17 protein-coding genes and 1 tRNA gene are annotated in these 19,277 nt (G+C 65.4%); 3 read left to right on the top strand and 15 right to left on the bottom strand.

Annotated features, from left to right (window positions below; genetic code table 11):
* Positions 1 to 131: 131 nt before the first annotated feature.
* The 11 genes from ENJ19_06400 to ENJ19_06450 all read right to left on the bottom strand — a co-directional run bounded on the left by ENJ19_06400 (position 132) and on the right by ENJ19_06450 (position 12,298).
* A tRNA-Ser gene (locus tag ENJ19_06400) sits at positions 132 to 224 on the bottom strand.
* Positions 225 to 476: 252 nt separating this feature from the next.
* The gene (gene csrA / locus ENJ19_06405) at positions 477 to 719 is read right to left on the bottom strand and encodes a carbon storage regulator (GenBank protein HHM05358.1); all 243 of its coding nucleotides are present in this window, start codon (positions 717 to 719) and stop codon (positions 477 to 479) included.
* A gap of 379 nt (positions 720 to 1,098) precedes the next feature.
* Positions 1,099 to 2,319 carry an aspartate kinase gene (locus ENJ19_06410; GenBank protein HHM05359.1) on the bottom strand — a complete coding sequence of 407 codons (1,221 nt, stop codon included), beginning with the start codon at positions 2,317 to 2,319 and terminating at the stop codon, positions 1,099 to 1,101.
* Positions 2,320 to 2,380: 61 nt separating this feature from the next.
* The gene (gene alaS / locus ENJ19_06415; GenBank protein HHM05360.1) at positions 2,381 to 4,984 is read right to left on the bottom strand and encodes an alanine--tRNA ligase; all 2,604 of its coding nucleotides are present in this window, start codon (positions 4,982 to 4,984) and stop codon (positions 2,381 to 2,383) included.
* A gap of 7 nt (positions 4,985 to 4,991) precedes the next feature.
* Positions 4,992 to 5,423, bottom strand: coding sequence for a regulatory protein RecX (locus ENJ19_06420; protein ID HHM05361.1), 432 nt, complete (start codon positions 5,421 to 5,423; stop codon positions 4,992 to 4,994).
* 34 nt (positions 5,424 to 5,457) lie between these two features.
* Complete coding sequence (gene recA / locus ENJ19_06425) at positions 5,458 to 6,495, bottom strand: recombinase RecA (protein ID HHM05362.1); 1,038 nt, start codon at positions 6,493 to 6,495, stop codon at positions 5,458 to 5,460.
* A 177-nt stretch (positions 6,496 to 6,672) separates the two neighbouring features.
* Entirely contained in the window at positions 6,673 to 8,358 is a 1,686-nt protein-coding gene (locus tag ENJ19_06430) for a hypothetical protein (protein HHM05363.1), read from the bottom strand.
* A gap of 362 nt (positions 8,359 to 8,720) precedes the next feature.
* Positions 8,721 to 9,353, bottom strand: coding sequence for a response regulator transcription factor (locus tag ENJ19_06435; GenBank protein HHM05364.1), 633 nt, complete (start codon positions 9,351 to 9,353; stop codon positions 8,721 to 8,723).
* The gene (locus tag ENJ19_06440) at positions 9,350 to 11,512 is read right to left on the bottom strand and encodes a hypothetical protein (GenBank protein ID HHM05365.1); all 2,163 of its coding nucleotides are present in this window, start codon (positions 11,510 to 11,512) and stop codon (positions 9,350 to 9,352) included. Before ENJ19_06440 ends, ENJ19_06435 begins: the two co-directional genes overlap by 4 nt.
* Positions 11,254 to 11,790, bottom strand: coding sequence for an RNA 2',3'-cyclic phosphodiesterase (thpR, locus tag ENJ19_06445; GenBank protein ID HHM05366.1), 537 nt, complete (start codon positions 11,788 to 11,790; stop codon positions 11,254 to 11,256). Before thpR ends, ENJ19_06440 begins: the two co-directional genes overlap by 259 nt.
* Positions 11,774 to 12,298, bottom strand: a complete 525-nt coding sequence (locus ENJ19_06450; protein ID HHM05367.1) for a nicotinamide-nucleotide amidohydrolase family protein — start codon at positions 12,296 to 12,298, stop codon at positions 11,774 to 11,776. Before ENJ19_06450 ends, thpR begins: the two co-directional genes overlap by 17 nt.
* A 209-nt stretch (positions 12,299 to 12,507) precedes the next feature.
* Between ENJ19_06450 and psd the strand changes: the two genes are divergently transcribed.
* Complete coding sequence (psd, locus tag ENJ19_06455) at positions 12,508 to 13,413, top strand: phosphatidylserine decarboxylase (GenBank protein HHM05368.1); 906 nt, start codon at positions 12,508 to 12,510, stop codon at positions 13,411 to 13,413.
* 61 nt (positions 13,414 to 13,474) lie between these two features.
* On the opposite strand, the gene ENJ19_06460 is transcribed toward psd, so the two are convergent.
* The 3 genes from ENJ19_06460 to efp form a co-directional block, all read right to left on the bottom strand.
* Complete coding sequence (locus ENJ19_06460) at positions 13,475 to 13,852, bottom strand: PilZ domain-containing protein (GenBank protein HHM05369.1); 378 nt, start codon at positions 13,850 to 13,852, stop codon at positions 13,475 to 13,477.
* Positions 13,853 to 14,124: 272 nt separating this feature from the next.
* The gene (epmA, locus tag ENJ19_06465) at positions 14,125 to 15,099 is read right to left on the bottom strand and encodes an elongation factor P--(R)-beta-lysine ligase (GenBank protein HHM05370.1); all 975 of its coding nucleotides are present in this window, start codon (positions 15,097 to 15,099) and stop codon (positions 14,125 to 14,127) included.
* A gap of 11 nt (positions 15,100 to 15,110) precedes the next feature.
* The gene (efp, locus tag ENJ19_06470) at positions 15,111 to 15,680 is read right to left on the bottom strand and encodes an elongation factor P (GenBank protein ID HHM05371.1); all 570 of its coding nucleotides are present in this window, start codon (positions 15,678 to 15,680) and stop codon (positions 15,111 to 15,113) included.
* Between the two features lie 176 nt (positions 15,681 to 15,856).
* Between efp and epmB the strand changes: the two genes are divergently transcribed.
* Positions 15,857 to 16,861 (top strand): EF-P beta-lysylation protein EpmB, encoded by a 1,005-nt coding sequence (gene epmB / locus ENJ19_06475; GenBank protein ID HHM05372.1) that lies wholly within the window; start codon positions 15,857 to 15,859, stop codon positions 16,859 to 16,861.
* A gap of 198 nt (positions 16,862 to 17,059) precedes the next feature.
* Positions 17,060 to 18,586: a hypothetical protein gene (locus ENJ19_06480; GenBank protein HHM05373.1), complete on the top strand. Its 1,527-nt coding sequence runs from the start codon at positions 17,060 to 17,062 to the stop codon at positions 18,584 to 18,586.
* Here ENJ19_06480 and ENJ19_06485 read toward each other — a convergent pair.
* The gene (locus ENJ19_06485) at positions 18,581 to 19,264 is read right to left on the bottom strand and encodes an N-acetyltransferase (GenBank protein HHM05374.1); all 684 of its coding nucleotides are present in this window, start codon (positions 19,262 to 19,264) and stop codon (positions 18,581 to 18,583) included. The two genes, ENJ19_06480 and ENJ19_06485, sit on opposite strands and share 6 nt — an antisense overlap.
* Positions 19,265 to 19,277: the final 13 nt, after the last annotated feature.

Here is a 19,277-nt window from a genome sequence, read left to right on the forward strand (position 1 = left end):
CCACCTGGTTCGTAGCCAGGTACTCTATCCAGCTGAGCTACGGGCGCGAATTGGGAAAATCAGTAGTAAACAGAAACGGGGGCGCAATAGTGCCAAAATCCGGGGGAGTTCGCAAGCGCCTGTAGAACATGTGGCGGAGAGAGAGGGATTCGAACCCTCGATGGAGCTTTTAACCCCATACTCCCTTAGCAGGGGAGCGCCTTCAGCCGCTCGGCCATCTCTCCGTGGTGTGCCTTGGGTTTGGTCGCCGCCTGGGGAGGGGATATGCTGCGCCTTCAGTTAACGTCAGGAACCTTGGACGGGAACGAGCGAATCCGCGCTGTTTCATCCCCGGCGCAGCGGGGACAAGATTTGGTGCGGGATCCGCTCGTTCAGCTCAGGATCAGGCGCTCTTCAAACCCAGCCAGGCTCGGCACGGGCGTGAAGGATACCGAATACGTGCGTTGTTCGCAATGAATAGCAGCTTGGAGCTGACATCAGCTGGAATGAGCGTGTGGCTGTTCCCCGCCATCGGCCTTGTTTCCCTCGCTTTCACTGCCTGCTTGCCCTTGTTGCTTTTCTCGTTGAATACGTTCGTATATTTCTTCACGGTGCACGGATATGTGCTTAGGTGCATTGACGCCTATGCGGACTTGATTCCCCTTCACACCTAACACGGTCACCGTAATGTCATCCCCGATGATCAGCGTCTCACCCACACGCCGGGTTAAAATCAGCATGATCTCGTCTCCTTGCTCATCTATTCACCATACTTATTGGTCTTGGTGAGACCTAGGGTTGTTCCCGCGACTCACTGGTCACTCTATCGGCCGGGGGCATTGAAACGTTAGCAACGCCCACACGGCACCGGCCCGCACCAGGAAGTCGGGATGACTCCGGTACGATGCGCTCCGATCCGGCCCGGAGCTGTCCAATGCGTCCCCATTTTCTCCCGCCAGGCGCGGGGAAAAGCGACGAAAAACAAAAATGTCACACTTTTTTGCTTTTAGGTCTCCGGACAGGCCGGGCCAGGCCGTTTCGGAGGTAGTGTGTAGGTCCAACCGTTGCTACGGTGATATGCGCCGGTACTCACTCCGACACATGCAGGATTAACGCGACTCAGGCAGGTTGATCCAACTGAAAGGCGTCGTGCAGGGCACGCACACCCAGTTCGAGGTATTTCTCATCCACCACCACGGATATTTTGATCTCCGAGGTGGATATCATCCTGATATTGATGCCCTCCCTAGAAAGTGCTTCGAACATGGTGCTGGCAATGCCGGCATGGGAACGCATTCCCACACCCACCAGAGAAACTTTGACTATTTTCTTGTCACCCGTGACTTCCCGCGCCCCCAACTCCTCTGCGGTGGCGCGCAGCACGTCCATGGCTGTTTCATAATCGCGCCGGTGCACCGTGAAGGTGAAATCGGTGGTGGCATCCTCCGCCACGTTTTGCACGATCATGTCCACTTCGATGTTGGCCCCGGCCACGGGCCCCAGTATGCGGTGGGCCACACCCGGCTGGTCCGGCACGCCCACGACCGTCAGTTTGGCTTCGTCGCGGTTGAAAGCGATGCCGGAGATTAGCGCTTGTTCCATCTCCTCTTCCTCAAAACTGATCAGAGTCCCCGGCCCGTCTTCGAATGAAGATAGCACCCGCAGAGGCACATTGTACTTGCCAGCGAACTCCACCGCGCGAATTTGCAACACTTTCGAGCCCAGGCTGGCCATTTCCAGCATTTCCTCGAAGGTGATCTTGTCCAGCCGCCGGGCCTGAGGCACCACCCGGGGATCGGTGGTGTAGACACCGTCCACGTCGGTGTAGATTTGGCATTCACCGGCCTTGAGGGCCGCGGCCAGGGCCACGGCCGTGGTGTCGGAACCGCCCCGCCCAAGAGTGGTGATGTTGCCGTGCTCATCCACCCCCTGGAAACCGGCCACCACTACCACGCGGCCGGCGGCGAGATCGGCCCGCACCGCCCGCTCGTCGATATCGCGGATCCGGGCTTTGTTATGGGCGCTGTCGGTGAGAATGCGCACCTGGGCGCCGGTGTAGGACCGGGCCGGACAGCCCCGCGCGGCCAGAGCCATGCTGAGCAGGGCGATGGTGACTTGTTCGCCGGTGGCCAGCAGCACATCCATCTCGCGGGGTTCCGGCCGCTCTGACAAGGCCTGTGCGAGACCGGTCAAACGATCCGTCTCGCCCGCCATGGCGGACACCACCACGAGCACGTCGTGGCCGGCCTGGCGCGCCTTGTGGATCCGTTCCGCCACACAGGCGATGCGCTCGGGCGTGCCCACCGACGTGCCGCCGTACTTTTGAACGATGAGGGCCATGGGATCGTGTCCGGCTACCCGCACAAAGCGCGCGATGATATCACGCGAAGGGAAAGGGACGCTACGCGCAGCGCTGCCGAACCCACTCGACCACTGATTCCAACGCAGCCGGCAGGGCCGCAGGATCGTTGCCACCCGCCTGGGCCATGTCGGGACGCCCGCCGCCCCGGCCGCCCACCTGCGCCGCCACATGGTTGACAAGATCGCCGGCTTTGACGCGCGAAACAACATCCGTGGTCACGCCGGCCACCAACATCACCTTGCCGTCCGCGGCAGCACCCAACACGACGGCGCAGGATTTGAGTTTGTTTTTGAGCCGGTCCACGGTCTCCCGCAGTACTTTGGCATCGGCGCCATCGAGGCGGGCCGCCAGGACTTTCAAGCCCTTCACCTCCACCGCCTGCCGGGCCAGATCGTTCCCTTGGGAGCTGGCCTGCCTGGCTTTGAGCCGTTCCAGCTCTTTTTCAAGTTTGCGTTGCTGGGCCAGCACCAGCGTGAGTTTGTCCAGCACACCCTCGCGGCCGGTTTTCAACAGCTCCGCCGCCCGCTCCAGGATCAGGCTTTGTTGTTCCACCCAGGCCAGGGCGGCTGGACCGCTGATGGCTTCCACCCGCCGCACGCCGGCGGCCACGCCGGTCTCGTTCACCAGCTTGAACAAGCCAATGTCGCCGGTGCGCTGCACATGGGTGCCGCCGCACAGTTCCACGGAAAACCCACCCATACTGAGCACCCGCACCTGGGCGCCGTATTTCTCGCCGAACAAGGCCATGGCACCGGCGGCGCGGGCCTCATCGAACGACATCAGGCGGGTTTCCACTTCCACATTGGCGGCAATCTGCTCGTTGACCAGGTGTTCCACCCGGCGCAGATCCTCTGCCGTCACGGGCTGAAAGTGGGAAAAGTCAAAGCGCAGCCGGTCCGGGCTCACCAGGGATCCTTTTTGGGTCACGTGCTCACCCAAAACCCGGCGCAGCGCCGCGTGCAGCAAATGCGTGGCAGAATGGTGCCGGGCCGTGGCGGCGCGGGTCTCCGCCGCCACCTGGGCGTTGAGCTGCTCGCCCACCTCCAAGGTGCCCAGGCGCAACACCCCCACATGACCGTGGGCCTGTCCCAGTTTTTGCACATCGCGCACCTCGAAGCGGGCCACGGCGGTTTTAAGCAGGCCCCGGTCGCCCACCTGGCCACCGGACTCGGCATAAAAGGGCGTGCGGTCCAGCACCACCATGCCTTCCTCACCGGCCGCCAGGCTGTCCACCGGGTGGCCGTCACGGTACAGTGCCACAACGCAGCCCTGGTCCTGCAACTGCTCGTAGCCCGTGAAATCGGTGTGGACCGTGCTGTCCACCACCTTGGCGTAGTCCACCTCAAAATGACCGGCGGCCCGGGCCCGCTGCCGCTGCCCGGCCATCTCCCGCTCGAACCCCGCCATGTCCACGGTGAGGCCGCGGCTGTGGGCATAATCAGCGGTGAGATCCACGGGAAAGCCGTAGGTGTCGTACAGACGAAAGGCCACCTCGCCGGGGATTTCCCGGCCCGCCAGGCCGGCAATGGCCTGTTCGAGGATTTTCATGCCCTCATCCAGGGTCTCGCGGAAGCGGGTTTCTTCTCTGAGCAGCACCTGTTCCACCTGGGATGCGGCTGCCGCCAGTTCCGGGTAGGCCGGCCCCATCTCGGCCACCAGCGGCACCACCAGTTTATGGAAAAAGGGTTCTTTCAGGCCCAGGCTGTGGCCGTGGCGGATGGCCCGGCGGATGATGCGCCGCAGCACGTAGCCCCGCCCTTCGTTGGCCGGCAACACGCCGTCGGTGATAAGAAAGGCACAGGAGCGGATATGGTCCGCGATGACATTGAGCGAGGCGCTGCGGCGGCCTGGCGCCCTGGCCAGACCGGCCGCCGCGGCGATAAGCCGTTGGAACAAATCGATGTCGTAGTTGCTGTGCACCCCCTGCATCACGGCGGCCAGACGTTCCAGCCCCATGCCGGTGTCCACCGAGGGCCGGGGCAGGGGGGAGAGACTGCCGTCGGGGGCCCGGTTGTATTGCATGAACACCAGGTTCCAGATTTCCACGTAGCGGTCACCGTCCGCCTCCGCCGTGCCCGGCGGGCCGCCGGGCACCGCCGGGCCGTGGTCGTAGAATATCTCAGTACAGGGTCCACAAGGGCCGGTGTCGCCCATGGACCAGAAATTGTCGTGGGCGCCGATGCGGGAAAAACGGGCCGAATCCACTTTGATGTCCTTCAGCCAGATGTCCGCCGCTTCCTCGTCTTCCTCGTACACCGTGACCCACAGGCGCTCGGGAGGCAGTTGCAATACACCGGTGAGGAACTCCCAGGCGTAGTGGATGGCCTCGTGCTTGAAGTAATCGCCGAAGCTGAAATTGCCCAGCATTTCGAAAAAGGTGTGGTGACGGGCGGTGTAACCCACATTCTCCAGGTCGTTGTGCTTGCCCCCGGCGCGCACGCAGCGCTGGGAGCTGGCGGCGCGGGTGTAGGGGCGTGGCCCGGCGCCGAGGAAAGTATCTTTGAACTGCACCATGCCGGCATTGGTGAACAGGAGGGTGGGATCATCGGCGGGCACCAGGGAGCTGGAGGGCACAATTTCATGGCCTCTGTCCCGAAAATAATCAAGAAAGGCCTGCCTCAGGTTCGCGCTGCTGTACTTCATCGCCTCTTTAGTCGCCATCGATCAACACGTCCTCTTCGCTCAATACCGCGCGAATGTGATCTGCGGTAAACCCCCGCCCCTGTAAAAAACGCGCCTGGCGGGCGCGCTCTTTGACATCCGCCGGCACCGCAGCACCAAAACGCTTGCGCCGCACCCGGCGCACGCTTTCCCGCCACTTGGCATCACTGTGGTCAAGGCTGTCGCGAATCAAGCCCGCCGCGACGCCACGCTGCACCAGTTCCAGCCGGATGCGCAAGGGCCCGTAGCCCTTCTCGCGGCGGCTCAGGACATAGGCTTCCACAAAGCGCTCATCGCTCACCAGGCCTTGCGCAGCCAGCTGGTCCACGGCGGCGTTCACCGCGTCCGCCTCAAAGCCCCTGCCACAAAGCTTCTGTTTCAGCTCCGCCACGGCATGTTCGCGCCGGGCCAGCATATCCATGGCCACCCGCCGCAGTTGGACAGACACCACCGGCTCAGCCAAGCTCCGCCTCGGTCTCTTCCGCCGGTGAGCCGGTCGCCACGTTTTGCAGCAGTTTGGCGCGGATTTTGTCTTCGATCTCCCGGGCCAGCTCCGGGTTGTCTTTGAGGTACTGGCGGGCATTGTCCTTGCCCTGGCCGATGCGGGTTTTGCCCACCGAATACCAAGCGCCGGATTTGTCCACGAAACCTTCCTGCACGCCGATGTCGATGATTTCACCCTCGTGGGAAATGCCCTCGCCGTAGAGAATGTCGAAATGGGCCTGGCGGAAGGGCGGCGCCACTTTGTTCTTGACCACTTTGACTTTGGTCTCGTTGCCCAGCACCTCATCGCCCTTTTTGATGGCGCCGGTACGGCGGATGTCCAGGCGCACGGAGGAGTAAAACTTCAGCGCATTGCCGCCGGTAGTGGTCTCGGGGCTGCCGAACATGACGCCGATTTTCATGCGAATCTGGTTGATGAAAATCACCAGGGTGTTGGAGCGTTTGATGTTGGCGGTGAGCTTGCGCAGCGCCTGGGACATAAGACGGGCCTGCAGGCCCACGTGGGAATCGCCCATCTCACCGTCGATTTCCGCCTTGGGAGTGAGGGCCGCGACGGAGTCCACCACCACCACGTCCACGGCGCCGGAGCGCACCAGCATATCAGCGATTTCCAGGGCCTGCTCACCGGTATCAGGCTGGGACACCAGCAGATCGTCCATATTCACGCCCAGCTTCTCCGCGTAGACCGGATCCAGGGCGTGCTCGGCGTCGATGAAGGCCGCGGTGCCGCCCCGGCCCTGGGCCTGGGCAATGACCTGCAGGGTGAGGGTGGTCTTCCCCGAGGATTCCGGCCCATAGATTTCCACCACCCGGCCGCGGGGCAGACCACCGATGCCCAGCGCAATGTCCAGACCCAGGGAACCCGTGGGGATGGCGGCAATGTTGCGCACCGCGCCGACATCGCCCATGCGCATTACCGAGCCTTTGCCGAACTGGCGTTCAATTTGACTGAGCGCCGCGTTCAGCGCCTTGCTCTTTTTCTCATCCATTGCGAGTGTCCTCATTCAGATCGTAGACCGCGGACAGGCCGGCAGCGCGCCCCCGGCGTCCAGCTGGAGTTGATCGGTAATTATTTCACAGTTCCCCCCAGGGATGCACGATGCGCCCCCCGCAAACGCAAAGGGGCGCCGGCCCCCCGGCGCCCCTTTATCACCGCCGCGAAGTGGTCAGTTCACCGAGAAAAACACCAGTGCCTGCTCGCCGTCGTCGCGCATCACCTGCACAGTGTAGGACTGTCCCGCCGCCAGATCGGGCGAAGGATCGGACCCCAGGGTGGTGATACCGCTCAAGCTGTAGTCACCATAGCGGACCGGAGAACCCAAAGGCGGCGCACCGTCCTCGCTTTGGATGCCATACACAATCGTCCCCGCCGCGTCCACTTTGGTCACCAGCAAGATGGTGGCCTGGCCCGACCAGCTGAACAGGGGCCGGCGCGGATTGTCCGAGATCCGGATGTCCGCCGCCACCGCCAGCTCGCCGCGGCTGCCGTCAAAGTTGACGTAGCGGAGTACATCCAGGTCGGTGGCCGGACGTGGCGCACTGCTGTCACCGCCGGCACAAAACGGTGCCGGCGAGCCGAGTTTTTCGCACAGCGAAAACTCCGCGGCCGAAGCCAGATCCTTGCCACTCAGCGCCATGTTCACCGCCGTGCCGGCGGCCGCCAGTTTGCCGGCACCATAGGCCGAGACGTATTGCGAGCCCACCCGCGCCGTGGCGCTGAGCAGCTCGGCGGTGACGTCGAAGCGGCCCCTGTCCCGCTGCAGGGCGGCATCGGTATTCTCGCCGCTGACCCAGGCCTGGAACGCCGAGAGCAGCGCGGACAGCTGGGCCACCCCCACCCCTGCGGCATTGGCCATGACAGCCGTGCCACCGGAAGTGACGGTGGCCACGCCGGAAAAGAACAAGCTCAGCATCGCCAGTCCGCCGTTCAAGCTTTGCTTGCCCCATTTCAGGACATCCTTCATGGACGTGCTGAACACATCCTGGATACTGCGCTTGGTGGTCTCGCTGGGGGCATCGCTCCCGGCCCAGCGGGCTTTTGCTTCCTCCCAGGCCGGGCTGATGGTCTGGCGCACCCCACGGGGAACCACACCCCGCGCGGCCGCCGCCGGGGCCGCCGCGTCCAGCACGATTTGCGCGGACACCAGTTCGTGCAGGATCCACACATCGAGCTGGCTGAGCTGGGCCGGCGACAGCACCACGGTGGCCCCGTCCACCGCGACGGTGAGGGTGCCGTTGAATTCGATCTCGTCGACCATGGCCTCCAGGCGGGTGATTTCGCTTTGAATGCGGCTGCGCCGGGCGCCGATCTCCGTCACCCCGGGCACCTCAAGGGCCAGCGCATCCAGCCTCACCAAGGCAAGCTCGTACTGCTCCACGGCGTACTCCAGCGCCCCTATCATCACCTGCCCGCCGGTGTCGAAGCCCAGCTCAAGGAAAGCCTGGACTTGCAGCGCAGTGGACGCCGTGCGGCCCTGCACCGAGACGGTCACGGGACCGGCGCCGAACTCACCGTTGCTGAAATTGAGATAGGGCGGCACGGCCACGTCCACGGCACCATCGGCGGTGGCAATGGCTTTGACCGTGACCGCATGGCCCTCGTCCAGGGCGGCGGCGGTGGCGCCCTGGCTGAACACCACGTCCACCACGGCGTCGGCCTTGATCGTGGCATCGGACACGGTGATCACCTCCCCCGGCACGGCACTGCTGACGGACAGGCTGGGACCGGTGTCGGTCGTCCCCGGCGTGTTGTTGTCTGCCGGCGCCGGATCACCGCCGCCCCCGCCGCAGGCCAGCAGCACCAGGCTCAGCAGCGCCCCCCCCGTCCATTGAATCAATCTGGTGGATATCATGACTGCACCTCATCGTTGTTGTTCTGGCCCGGCACCGACTGGAAGGAGAGATGAACGGCGCTGCCGCTCTCCCGCGTGGCACATCACAATCACGCGAGCCCCCTTTCGGCAGAGAAAGGCAATATGGAATCAATGGTTATAAGGGATACTTTACGCGGTGGGACCCGTGCCGCCTATGAGCAAAACTACTCATTTTCCGGGTGCGCCGATATCCCGCCTCCCGCTTTCGAAAAAGGCGGGCCGGGGATCTGGTCAACGCAATACTTTCATTCCGGGGGAGAGTGCCAGCGCCGGGATTGGAAAATCCCCTCACCCTCTTTTCAAAGGGGGAACAAAGCCGCCCGCTGCGCGCCGGGCCGGCTTCAACCCCGCTCCGGCGGCCCGCCGAACTGCCGCGCCGCGAAATGCAGCAGCGCATGCCGGCCGCGCAGGCCCAGTTTTTTGGCGATGTGGCCGCGGTGGTTGTCCACGGTGCGCACGCTGATATTGAGCTGCGCGGCGATCTCGCGGCTGGTTTTGTACTCCCCCACCAGTTTGACGATGCGCCACTCGGCAGGCGTCAACAGGCCCGGCGCGGCGGGGGCGTCACCCGAAGCGGGATCGGACGCCAAGGCCCGGCTGAGATAACGCCGCCCGGCCCGCACCTCGGCCAGGCATTTCAGCAGCTCGTCTGCGGCATCCTCTTTGAGCAGGTAGGCGCTGGCGCCCAAATCGAAGGCCCGCTCCATCAGGCGGGCATCGTCGTGCAGGGTGAGGATGACGAAGCGGGGCGCGCCGGGCCGGCGGCCCGCTTCGGCGAGCACATCGAAACCGTCCGCCCGCGGCATGCTGAGATCCAGCAGGGCCACTTCGGGGGAGTGCTGTCTGATGTGCGCCAGGGCCTCGAGGCCGTCCGCCGCCTCGGTGCAGACACAGCCCTCCACCGCCTCCAGCACTTCGCGCACGCCGCGGCGAAACAGCGGGTGATCGTCGGCGATCAACACCCGCACGCTCATGGCGCCACCGCGGGGAAGGTGAGCATCACCCGGAAACCGTGGGGGACCACATTTTCAAAGCGGGCCTTACCGCCCAGCAGGGTGGCCCGTTCGGCGATGCTGGCCAGGCCCAGGCCGGCCGCGGGGGACGGCCCGCGACCACGGCCGTCGTCGGTCACGGAAAAGACCCATTCCATCCCGCGCCGGCGCAGGGCCAGCTCGATGCGACGGGCGCCGCTGTGGCGCTGGGCGTTGTTCAGAGCTTCCTGGGCCACCCGGTACACATGCAGATCGGCCCCGGGCGGCAGCGCCCCGCTATCCTCGTCCAACTGCACCAGGCAGACAATACCGGTCTGCGCCTCGGTGCGCTCGGCGATGGCTTCGATGGCGGCGGCCCAGCCCAGCTTGTCCAGGATCGAGGGGTGCAGACGATGGGACAGGGCACGGACCTCCTCCACCGCCTCCCGCGCCGCCGCCTCCAGGGATGCCGGCACGGCCGCGCCGTCCCCCCGCCGCAAGCGCCGCAGGGCGTTGGTGAGAAACGAGAGAGTCTGCCCCACACCGTCGTGCAACTCGGCGGCGAGGCGGCGGCGTTCCCCGTCCTGGGCCTCGATCAATTGCCGGGAAAAACGCTGCCGTGCCCGGCTGGCCGCACGCTCCGCCCTCAGCAGCCGCCCACGGACAGCGGCGCGTTCTTCCCGCATGACATTGATACGATCAGCCAGGGCGAACGACAGCAGGATGGACGACAAGGCCGCGCCAATGATGAACAAGTGCTCGCTCCAGAAAGACGGTTCCAGCCAGGCCATGGCCCGCGCTGCCAGCCACACGGTGCCGGGCAGCAGGGGCAGATACGCCAGCAGGGCGTAACGCGCCGGCCGGTAACCCGCCCGCCAGGCGGCCCACAGGGGCAGTGGAATCAGCAGCACCACCACCAAGCCCATCACCGGCAGTATGCCGAACACGGGCGCCGGCCCCAGCAGTGCCACAGCCAGGGCCAGCACCAAAGCCAGATTGCTCAGCCACCGGAACAGGCGGTCCATGCGCGGCGCGTAGCGGTGCATGCGGCCCATGCGGCGGGTGAAACGCAGCCCGGCGGCCATGCACAACCACAGGGCCAAGGTGGCGGCCCGGTCCGCCAGCGCCGGCCACTGGGGCCACAGATACAGGCTGCCGAAGCCGTCCAGGGAAAACTGAAAGGCGGTGAAACTGGCCAAATACAGGGCAAACCAGAGATAAGCCGCGTCACGGGTGGTGGGGAAAAGAAAGAGGTTGTACAGCATCAGGGCCACCAGTACCCCGTAGGCCAGGCCGTTGACCAACACCCGGTCCTGAGTGTGGCGCGCCAGGGCGTCTTCCCGCCACAGGCTCAACGGCACCATGATAGAGGTGCTGCTTTGCACCCGCAGCAGCACCTCGGTGACCGCACCCGCCCGCAGCGGCAGCCTGAAAGCGGGATAGGGATGACGCCAGGCCAGATCCGCATGGGGATGACGGTCCCCCGCAACCTGGTGAGACCAGGGGCCGGCACCCACGCGGTGGTAAAGATCAATATGGTCGAGCTGGGTGTAGGCCAACTCCAGCCACCAGGCCGCCGTCTCCGCCCGTGCTGTCAGACGCAGCCGGAACCAGTACGGCGCGGCGCGGCGCGGGTACACCGCCCGCGGTGGTGCGGGCCGGAAGGCGGCACGCCCCCCGGTCAGGGCGCGGATGTCCAGGGTTCCGTCATCGCCTGTGAACCACTCCAGCCGGTCCTGCACCGTGACCGGGGAGCGGGCACCGTCCAGCACCACCAGCGCCGCCCCGGCTTCGCCACCAAACAGCACCCAGGCCAACACGGCGAACCCGGGCAACACAACGACGCACCGCTTCAGCGTGCTGACACGCCCCGCCCCACCTCCCGGCCGGGAAAGCACCACTATCAAGCCAGGGGCCACGTGCGCAGCACCCGATAGCGGGCGCCGGCGGCATCCAGCTCCGAGGCCACCAATGCGAAATCCCTCACCGGCCAGGACACAGCGACGGCCATCTGCCGCAAGGCGCCCGGCGGCTTGCGCAGTTTGCGAAAGAGGGTCAGGTGGACGGCGTAGGGACGCGTTTCCGCTGTCACAGCGCAGGCCTGCTGGGCATCCCGGAGACCGCCCACCAGATGCCGCAGGGGGGCAGGAGGGACACCGCAACCCAGCCACAGCACCTGCGACCGGCGCCAGTAGCCATAGCGATCCAGCCTGAGCGTAAACGGCGGAATACGCAGCGCCGCTGCGGCCTGCTCCAGGCACGCCCGGCGCGGCGGATCTGTGGCGCCCAGAAACGCCAGGGTGAGGTGCAGATTTTCCTTGAGGGTGGGGCGGCCGGGCAGCTCACCCAAGGCGGCCCGCGCCCGCAGCAGCGCCGCGCGCACAGTATCATCCGGCCACAGGGCGAAAAACAGCCGGGGCACGTCAGCCTCGCAAGACATGGTCCAGCATACCGTCCAGGGCCGCCCCCACCGCCCGCCGGCGCACCACTTCGCGGCTGCCCGGGAAACGCCGGTTCTGGACAGACGCCGGCCGCCCCGTAAGTGCCCAGGCGAGACACACGGTCCCCACCGGCTTGTCCGGGCTGCCCCCGCCAGGACCGGCGATGCCGCTGACAGCCAGAGCCGCCTGGGCGTGGCTGTGACACAAAGCCCCGCTGACCATTTCCGCCACGGTTTCCAGGCTCACCGCACCGTGACGGGCCAACGTGTCCGCGGCCACGCCCAGCATCTCCATCTTGGCGGCATTGGAATAGGTGACGAAACCCCGCTCAAACCAACGGGAACTGCCGGGAATGGCCGTCACGGCCTGTGCCACCCAGCCCCCCGTGCACGATTCCGCGGTGGCCAACATCCAGCCACGGGCCAAAAGCGCCTCCCCCAGCCGCTCCACCTGCGCCCGCAGGCGGGCGGCGGAGGCGTCGTTGTGCGTCGGTGCGGTGTTGTTCATGATGCGCGCCAAATTGTCCGATATAGGGTACTATTGCCGTCCCTGAAATCCTCTGCCACACCATGATAAACCAGCAGTACCGAAAACCGGGCCGTTTTTCGGCAACGGGACGGGGCGGGCTCGTCGCCGCAAAGCCCGCGCCGCCGCGCTGTTTTCCCACTGGACGCCCGCTCTGTCTGCGCCTTGCCCTGAGTTGAACCATGCAAGAGATGTCCACCAAAGCGCCGCCCTCCCGGGCCGCGGCCCGCCACTGGCTGAATGTTTTTCGTTTGTGGGACCAGTATCTGACCCCGCACCATCTGCTCACCCGCCTGATGCTGCGCGCCACGCGGGTGCGGGCGGCCTGGTTCAAGAACTGGCAGATCCGCTGGTTCGTAAAACGCTACGGCGTGAATCTGGACGAGACACCGGAAACCCGGCCCGAGGCCTATCCCTGTTTCAATGCCTTTTTCACCCGCCCGCTGAAACCGGGGCTGCGGCCCCTGCCCACGGACCCCAACACAGTCATCAGCCCGGTGGACGGCACGGTGAGCCAGCTGGGCACAATACACGGTGAGCGCCTCTTTCAGGCCAAGGGCCATCGCTTTGATCTCGCCACCCTGCTGGGCGGCGCCGCCGAACGGGCGGCGCCCTTCCGCGAGGGACTGTTCGCCACCGTGTATCTGGCGCCGCGGGACTACCACCGCATTCACATGCCCATGGATGGCGTGCTGCAGGAGACCGTCTACCTGCCCGGCCGGCTGTTCAGCGTCAGCCCCCGCACGGTCTCAGCGGTACCTGCACTGTTCGCCCGCAATGAACGCCTGGTGGCGGTTTTCTCCACCGACTGCGGTCCCATGGCGGTGATTCTGGTGGGCGCGATGTTCGTGGCGGGCATGGAAACGGTGTGGGATCCCACCCCGACTTTGAGCGGCGGGAAGAAAGTGGCAAAGCACTTCGGCAACGCCGAACCCCAGATCAAGCTGGCGCGGGGGGAGGAACTGGGACGCTTCAATATGGGATCGACGGTGATCGTTCTGCTGCCCGCCCGGCGCTACACCCTGGCCGCCGGACTGCGCGCCAACAGCAGCATCAAAATGGGACAAAGCCTGGCCCGGCGCCTCAGGCCCGCCTAAGGCCGCAAGCGCCGCCCCCCTGGGGCCAGGGGAAACACCGCACGCGGGGCCGTACCGGCAATCAGGCCGGATGCGCTTGCACGGCGGCGGCTTCCCGGGTGACCCGCAACAGCTCCTGCAGCGAACGGAAGGTGGTGGCGTCAAAATCGCGGAACATCATGCCCGCCCCTTCCGGGGTCACACGCACCACTTTTGCTTTCACCTTGTGCCGGGTGGCGGTCCCGCCGCTGCCCAGTGTGAAAGTAAGTTCCACAGGCGCATCCAGCTGCCACACATCCGCTTTGGGGAATTCGACAAAAACGCCCCCCAGGGCCAGATCGCGGGTATGAGTTCCAATTTCCTCGGCACCGGAACCGGACACGCTCACCGGCAGGCTGACACGCGCCCGCGTGGTCCATCGTTTCTCCATGTTCCTACCCAATTTTCGAAGTGTCTGCATAGGATTCTAGATTATTTTTGTATGGAATCACGGGTACGGCCCTGTACCCATGCTCCCTGCTGACCAGCACTGAACCCGCCTCCCTTCCGTGAGTGCATTTGAACATCATTGTCCATGGCGCTCAAGGGTTTAAACCCCGCACCTGAAATGAATCAGCAAAAATCACACCGGATTGCTGAGATATAGCGGAAAAACGGCTTCCATGCCGGCACCTCGGAAACCGCCATGCCGTCCGCACAAGAAAAATGTAAGCAATACCGACAGACGGGCAGTCAGGCCCGGTGCACGGGAAACGCCAGAATCTCGTCAAGCCTGGACCGGCCCAGGAGCACCAGTAACAAACGGTCCAGGCCCAGGGCAACACCGGAACATTCCGGCAATCCGTGGGCCAGGGCGGCGAGCAGGCGGGTATCCGGGGGCACTGCGGCCAGGCCCAGGGAGCGACGGCGGGCGTTGTCCTGCCCGAACCGGCGCGTCTGCTCCACCGGGTCGGTCAGTTCCTGAAAACCGTTGGCCAGCTCCACCCCCTCAACGAACAGTTCAAACCGCTCCGCCACCGCAACGGCACCCGGGCGGATGCGGGCAAGCATGGCCTGGGTGGAGGGGAAATCAAACACAAACTGCGGCCCCGCGCGGCCCAGCTCCGGCTCCACGCAATGGGACCACAAATAGTGCAGGCAGGTATCGCGCCCGTCGTCTGCGGCGGTGCCGGCATGCAGCCCCCGCTGCAGCGCCAAACGTCTGAGTTCAGCGTCCTCCACCGCCATGGGGTCCACCCCCACGTGGTTCCCGAAGGCCTCGCGATAGCTGGTGCTGGTGGCCGCGCCCAGACCCACTCGGGCAAGCAGATCCGCCACCTCGTCCATCAGGGCACGGTAACCCAGCCCCGGGCGATACCACTCCAACAGGCTGAACTCGGGATTGTGCAGGCGGCCCCGTTCGCCGTTGCGAAAAGCCTTGCAGATTTGAAAAATGGGCCCGCTGCCGGCCGCCAGCAGGCGTTTCATGGCGAACTCGGGGGAGGTCTGCAAATACAGCGGCACCGCATCCGTGGCGCCGGGATCGTGGTAATGGGTGACGAAATTTTGCAGATGGGGATCCGCCGCCCCGCAGGCCGCCATCACGGGGGTGTCCACCTCCAGCACACCGCGTTCGGAAAAAAACGCACGCAGCTCCGCCAGCAAGCGGGCCCGGGCATGCAAGGCCTCCACATCGGCGCTGGGACGCCAGTCATCACCAGGGGTCAAAGCAGGACCCCTCAGGCTTTGGCGCGGGACACGTACTCACCGCTGCGGGTGTCCACTTTCAACACATCGCCTTCTTCGATGAACAAAGGCACACGGATGACCGCGCCGGTTTCCAGCGTTGCCGGCTTGCCGCCTCCGCCCGACGTGTCCCCGCGCACGCCGGGATCGGTTTCAGTCACTGTCAGCTCGACGAAGTTGGGCGCCGTCACCGTGAGGGGCGCATTGTTCCACAAGGTCACCAGACACATTTCCTGGCCCTTGAGCCATTTGGCCGCATCGCCCATGGCCGCTTCGCTGGCGGCGAATTGCTCGAAGGTGTCTGGCACCATGAAGTGGTAGAATTCGCCGTCGCTGTAAAGGTATTGCATTTCGGTGTCCATCACGTCCGCGCCTTCCACGCTTTCCCCCGACTTGAACGTGCGCTCCACCACGCGGCCGGTTTTCAGGTTGCGCAGCTTGACGCGGTTGAAAGCCTGGCCCTTGCCGGGTTTGACGAATTCGTTTTCGATGATGGCGTAGGGATCACCATCGAGGATCAGTTTCAAGCCGCTGCGGAATTCGTTGGTACTAAACGTCGCCATAACATCCTCTGATAAGTTAAATTAACCGGCTTGCACCGCAGGCCTGCGGCCAAGCGCAAGGAGCAGGATCTCGCGCCCGCCCCCGGGGGGGGAATGCCGTCCCGCCGCATCGCGGGAGAGGGATTGTTCAACACCCGCCGGACCCGCCACCGCAGAGACAAAAAAGCGCTTTTTTTATGGTACAGCCAAACCCCGTCCCCGTGCAGCGCCCCGCCTGGCAGCTGGCCCTGCAAAATGCCGTACGCGACCCCGCAGAACTCTTGCGCGAGCTGGCGCTGCCGCCCTCTTTGGCCGGTTCCGGCCCGCGCGGCCTTGCCTTTCCGCTGCGGGTACCCCGGTCTTATGTCGGGCGCATGAGAAAAGGGGATCCCCATGACCCCCTGCTCCGCCAGGTGCTCATCACGGCGGCGGAAGAACAACGGGTGGCAGGTTTTTCCGCTGATCCCGTGGGCGACCTCCGCGCCATGACCGTGCCGGGCCTGCTGCACAAATATCACGGCCGGGCGCTGCTGCTCACTACCGGCACCTGCGCCATCCACTGCCGCTATTGCTTTCGCCGGCACTTCCCCTATCAGGAGACCAAAGCTGCCGACCCGGGCTGGGAAGCGGCCCTGGCTTACATCGCCGCCGACCCCACCATTGCGGAAATCATACTCAGTGGCGGCGACCCCCTGACACTCAGCGACCCAAAACTGGCGGCACTGGTCTCCCGCCTGGAGCGCCTGCCCGGGCTCAAGCGCCTGCGCATCCACACCCGCCTGCCCATCGTGCTACCGGAACGGGTGACCCCTGAACTCGTGGCGTTATTGGGGGAGACGCGCCTCAAGTCCGTCGTCGTGGTGCATGCCAACCACCCCCAGGAACTTGACGGCGGGCAGGTGCGCCAGGCCCTGCTGGCGCTGACAGCCACCGGCAGCAGCATACTGAACCAAACCGTGCTCCTGGCGGGCATCAATGATCAGGCCGACACCCTGGCCCGGCTCAGCGAAGCATTGTTTGACCACGGGGTACTGCCGTATTATCTGCACAGCCTGGATCCGGTGCAGGGCGCCGCCCACTTCCGGGTCAGCGACCAGGAGGCCCGCCGCATCGTTCAATCCCTGCGCCGGCGCCTGCCCGGTTATCTCGTGCCGCGCTTGGTGCGCGAAGTGGCCGGCGAAGAGGCGAAGCACCCGCTGTGAACAAATATCATCAAACCTCAAGTGCCGGGTAACATACCCACTGACTCAGCTTTTGAAACAGTCCATGTGCCCGATTCACCAAAGCCCTCGCTGACACCCAGGAATCCACCGCTTATGGGATCCCCCACCCCACCCGATTCACCCAAGACAGACCATCATGGCGATCAAGCCCTCCCGTTCGACCCGCGACCGAGGGCAGTGGAAAGCTGGGTTGCGGCACTGCCCCTGGCCAACGTGGGGGAAACGGCGCGGCGGGTATTCCATGCCCTGCAGGCCGTGCAGGAAGAGAACATCTCCGGCGCCCAGTTGTTCCGGGTGCTGGAGCAGCTTCGCCCCGTCATTGCCTATCTCAGCGACGCCCTGGCGCGCCACTATCACGATGCCCCCCTGCCCGCGCCGGGCAAAAGCCGCAAGGCCGCGGCGGCCGCCGGCGCCCTGTATGATGCCTTCGCCCAGGCCTACGAACGGGTGTTTGAGAATATCGCCCTGCAAAACCGTCTTGCCCAGGACGGAGACCTCTACCTCGCCGCCGTGCACCGGGCCTTGAGTTACCGCGGCGAGGCGCTGCTGGTGGCCTGCCAACGCTATGAACCTCCCCCTCCGGGCAGCTGGCTGAAAATCAACGCCCTCTACCGAATGGCCGAGGAAAGAGGCATGCATGCCCGGGAGGTGAGTTCGCCCCTGCCGCGCGACGGTGCCTGCACCACGGTGAAAGACCTCTACACGCGCGTCGTGCTGCTGGCGCTGGCGGGCCCGGAGCGGCTGACCCAGCAGGAATTGCACGATGTCTACGAACTGCTGGCCGCCTGGGCGCCCCATTGCCGCCTGTCCCGCGGCGGGCTGGCGGCGGCAGCGGACGCCATGCTCTCATTCGAGCGCGCCATGGATGCCCCCCCCGCCCCCATCGACCCCGCCTCGGCACCGAACCCGGAAGCCGTGCTGCACCTGGACACCCGGCAGCTGGAACCTTTGCTGAAACGCGCCATGGAGCACGCCAGTGCCACCCCGCGCCGCCCCCGCGGCGAACCCTCCGCCCGGCGCGCTCTGGGCCGGCATGTGCTGCGGGGGCTGCACCGCGCCTGGCGGGCTTTGGACCGGCGCCGCTTCACCCGCGCCGCTGCCCGCGCCCCGGTACGGGCGATACTGGGCCTCAGTGCGTGCCATAAAGTTTTCGCCGGCCACAATGCGCCACCGGCCCGCGGCAGCGGTCAGGTGTTTACCGCCGAGCTGGACAACGAAAGCGCCTCCGGCGCCCGCCTGCGCTACGGTGGTGAGGTGGCGGCACGGGTGGGCGACTTGCTGGCGGTGAACATCAGCGAAAACGGGATCACCCACGGCATTGCCGTGGTGCGCTGGTTGAAATGCGCTGACACGGACACCGTCGAACTGGGCCTGCAATGGCTGGCCCCCCGGGCCACCGCCTTGGATATCCGCCGCCTGGGCGCGCCGGTGAAAGGCGAGGCCTTGCACGGCCTGCTCCTGCCACCGGTGCAAGCGGCGGGAATCGGCGCCAGCATCCTGGTCCCCGCCTATTTGTTTCATCCGGGAGAAATGCTGGTTTTGAAAAGCCGCCGCGGCGAAGAGCGGGTGAAACTGACCCGGGTTGTGGACGCCACCCGGGCCTACACCCGCTTCCACTACCGCTCCCTGGACAATGAGGACGAACCAGGGGAACCGCTCAGCCGCTCCTCGCCGGGACACAGCAGCCTGTGGTCAGGCCTATAAAAACGGCGCGGCGCGGCGCGGCTGGCGGAACAGGCGGGTGAATTCCTGCGGGTACAACAGTTGCCCGCCGCCTTCCAGGGCGCCGGTGACCAGTTCACAGGCCAGCACCGACTCCGCGGGCACCGGCAAAGGGCAGGACACCCCCTTGTCCCGGGCCTCGGAAAAACCGAAGCGGCCGTAGTAGTCCGGATAGCCCACCACGATCACGGCCCGATAAGCCAGGCTGGCGGCGCGGGTCAGCGCTGCCCGTATCAAGGCGGAACCCACGCCGCGATGGGTGCGCGAAGGCACCACGGCCATGGGCGCCAGGGCCAGCACATCGACACTAACGCCGTCGGGCTTTTGCAGCGCCACCCGAAACAGCATGATATGCCCGCAGACACGGCCGCCGATTTCGGCCACCAGCGACAGCTCCGGCACGTAGTGGCTGGAGCCGGCCAGCGCCTCCACCAACTCCGCCTCTGCGTCACCGGCAAAGGCACTGCGGTGCACCACGCTGATCGCCGCGGCGTCGGCGGCACCGGCCTGCCTTACATGCACCTCTTCCATGGGACGGTCTCCTCCAGTGAGCCTCAATTCATCATAACCCAGGCCCTGGCCAGACCACAGCCGGCGCCACCCTCCCCCCGCCTGTTCAGGTTTTCGCGCCCGGGGCCGACAGTCATGCTGGAAGTACATCACAGGGTGGCCC

This window comes from Gammaproteobacteria bacterium, from assembly GCA_011375345.1.
In the GTDB taxonomy this organism is placed as follows: Bacteria; Pseudomonadota; Gammaproteobacteria; order DRLM01; family DRLM01; genus DRLM01.